Genomic DNA, 3,193 nt, shown 5'->3' with positions numbered 1-3,193 from the left:
TTGGTGCGCCCGCCGCTCCGAACTGGAGCGCCGTTTCCGGCAAGACAGGGTAATCATCCGTTACATGCCGATGGCATTGGTCTAGCGCGACACCGTCGTCGCGTTCGCGATCCTCGTGTTCAGCGAGATATTTTGAACGATGAAGAGTGTCCAGGTGGGAAAAGCGCCCCGCCCGGTTGAAATGTTGGTGTTCATGACCGGACCGGGAGTTTCAGTCTGCGCCGCTGTGGGATTGTGCGTGTGATCTCTTGGACCAATCTGAGGCGGTTCCGGTCCGGGCCGACAAAGGACGGATAGCGGGACCATTGAGAACGGCTCCATCCGGCGCGAACTGGGAGCCATGGCAGGGGCAGTCCCAGCACTGCTCGGTCGAATTCCAATGGACGATGCAGCCGAGATGCGTGCAACTGGCGGAATGCATGTGCGTTCCACCGTTTTGGTCACGGCACACGGCGAGTTTGCTCAAACCGTCGCGGAGAATACCGCCCTGACCGGGTTCCAGATCGGCGGCTGATTTGATCTCGCCGGGCAACAGATACTCCGCGAAATTCTTCAACGCCGTCAGGTTCTCGCTAACGTAGTTCACCAATGCCAAGGGAGGCTTGCGATCGGGGGCATAAACCTCCTCCCACACACTGGATCCACCGACGACAAGGTCCCGGATGAGCAGGCCAGCCAACGCTCCGTGGGTGATTCCTTGTCCTGAATCCCCGGTAGCGATAAAGACGTTCTTGCTGCCAGGATTACGGCCGATGAAGCCGCAATAATCGATCGTGTCGAGAACCTGGCCAGACCAACGCGCTGCTTCCTGGCCCAGTTCCGGAACAAGGGCCCGGATCCAGGCGTCCAATGCATCGAAACGCGCCGAGCCGTCATCGGCTTCACCAGATTTATGATCACGACCGCCCGCAATTAGATAGTCGATGTCACCCTCCCCAGGTTGGAGACGAACGTAGTAATAGGGATCGTCCATATCCCAATAGAGCGCGTCCGGAAGAGTTGCTTTGGGCAGCTCGAATGCCATCGCATAGGTCCGATAGGGCGCCATCTTGCTGTGGATCGCCACCACCGTATTGACCGGCGAGTTTGTGGCAAACACGGCGTTGTCGGCGGTGATGGTTGCGCCCCCTTCCACGCGAAGGCGGATCTGTTCACCCTCCTCGATCTCGGTCACGGCACTTTCGGCAAAAGCCTTGCCTCCGCGCTCCCCGAAATCGTCAAGCAGGGCACGAAGATATTTCAGTGGGTGAAACGTGGCCTGATCGGGATAGCGTAGCACCGGCGCCGCTTCATGGCCTTTCAGCGGAACGCCGCGGCCGTGTTCCGCGACTGCGCCGACCTTGCCGGCCGCTTCATACTCTTCATCACATTGCTTGGTGGCTTCTTTTTCGTCCATCCAGGCTGCGGGAAAAAGAAATCCGTCGAGCCGACGAAAGTCGCAGTCTATTTCAAGATCGCTGACGTGTTCCTCGATCCGGTCGACAGCGGCTTGCTGGCTCTCTTGAAAACCTCGAGCGAGATCCTCGCCGCGGATTTTGACGAGTTCGCTTAGGCCGTCGTCGCAGATCGGGGCCAAGTGGGCGGTCGTGCGGCAAGTCATCCCACCGAGCAGCCGCCCCCTGTCGACCAGCACCACTGACTGTCCCGCCAGCGCAAGTTCGTAGGCAATAGAAACGCCGGCCATGCCAGCCCCCACCACCGCCACGTCGCATAGCACATCCTGTTCCAGTTGCGGGGCCGAGGGCAACTCCGTGTCCTTCATCCAAAGAGATTTCGTGGCTTCGTCACTGACGTTCATCGCTGCCTCCAACCTGGCTGCGCGTCTAACGGTCGGAACTGCATTTTGATCCGAAATGCGCAGACGAATCCAAATTGTTTGCTCCCTTGCGCGGAAATGGGACTACCAAGGGGTAGACCGTCGCAGATCGTGATTGACCGCGGGGCACTTCAGGAGATCATCAAGGGTGAAGGCGACTGGAACCGCGCGCGCCTCTCCACGCTCTGGGGTAAGGAAAAACGGAACAAGTTATTGACCTTCTGGACCGGGAGCGGCTCTTTGCCGAGACCAGCAACTAGGTCACCAAGAATTCATACACTGCATCAAGGCAAGCGGCGCAGAAGACCCTCACGGGAGATGGTGGCGACGGGTTTGGAATTCCACAGGCTCCTGCTCGACCTTGAATCTGCTTTGCAGGACGCTGGCTTTCTCGTCGTAGGAGTGCCGAGTGCCGAAGCCGCCGTAAAGGCGTTTGATGAGGGTCCAAACAAGTTCGCCGGCCTCCTTACGGACATCCGTCTCGGCTCTCGAGAATCTGGGTGGGAAGTAGCCGGGCACGTCAGGCGAGCCAACCCAACCCTACCTGTGGTCTACATCAGCGGCGATGGTGCGTTTTCCTGGGGGTCTGAAGGCGTCCCAGACAGCGTGATGATTGTCAAGCCGTTCTTCCCCCCCGCAGATCATTACGGCGCTGTGCACACTGCTCAATCAGCAACACCCAACAGTGCGCCGAACGGAGGCGAGCCCTCTCAGTAGAGCAAGTCGGCGTACTGAAACGCGAACACTGTCCCGCTGGTCTCATCGGTCACCTCAAGGAAGTAGTCCCCCGTCCGGTGAAGTGTCAAAGGTCGACCAGTTGCGCCTTCGGCTGCACGGAAAGAGGTCGGCGCTTCTGCGCGATACTCGGCTATCACCCGCCCCGCAAGAAGCTCCCGTATTTGATACGCCACGGCGAGCCCCAAGGGTCCGAATCATCCATTAGAGAAATCTAACATTTCCCTTTTGGCGAGGCGGGGTGTACTTTAGTTACCGCGGGGTGATCCTAGGGACCTACACTGCCCGCTGCCGAGAGGCGGCGGGCTTTTTTGATAGCCAGGAACCGAATGGCGCAAGTTGGATGCCATCAGCATTCCATCCGTGGAGGCATTGGGGCGCGGACTTTCAGATTACGCGATGGTGGAGTGGATGCGGTAGCCCGCCTGAGCCAGTCGCGTCCGAGTGATGCCCCCATCTCTCGTCCGCACCGCATCCAAAAATCTTGTAGCATCCTTGGCGCAGTCCGCATCGAGCCAAGCAACGTTTCATTATTGACAAAGATCGGGCCGTGACAAAAAGGAAACTCGTTGGGGCAGCACCCGTCCCCCAAATGGCCTGCCTCTCCAGGAGCCCGCTGCCGAAAGGTGGCGGGCTTTTTTG

At 58.9% G+C, this 3,193-nt stretch carries 1 protein-coding gene; it reads right to left on the bottom strand.

Annotation, left to right across the window (positions count from 1 at the left end; genetic code table 11):
* Positions 1 to 211 precede the first annotated feature (211 nt).
* Complete coding sequence (locus tag EN893_RS25830; protein WP_127270412.1) at positions 212 to 1,798, bottom strand: FAD-dependent oxidoreductase; 1,587 nt, start codon at positions 1,796 to 1,798, stop codon at positions 212 to 214.
* Positions 1,799 to 3,193 lie beyond the last annotated feature (1,395 nt).

It is taken from the genome of Mesorhizobium sp. M7A.F.Ca.CA.004.04.2.1, assembly GCF_004022825.1.
GTDB lineage: Bacteria > Pseudomonadota > Alphaproteobacteria > Rhizobiales > Rhizobiaceae > Mesorhizobium.
The sequence above is the reverse complement of the archived record's forward strand: the minus strand, read 5'-3'. Positions and strand labels throughout refer to the sequence as shown.

Bases quoted from the DNA above. Each gene is read 5' to 3' on its own strand.
- EN893_RS25830 (WP_127270412.1), bottom strand. From the start codon at position 1,798: ATGAACGTCAGTGACGAAGCCACGAAATCTCTTTGGATGAAGGACACG.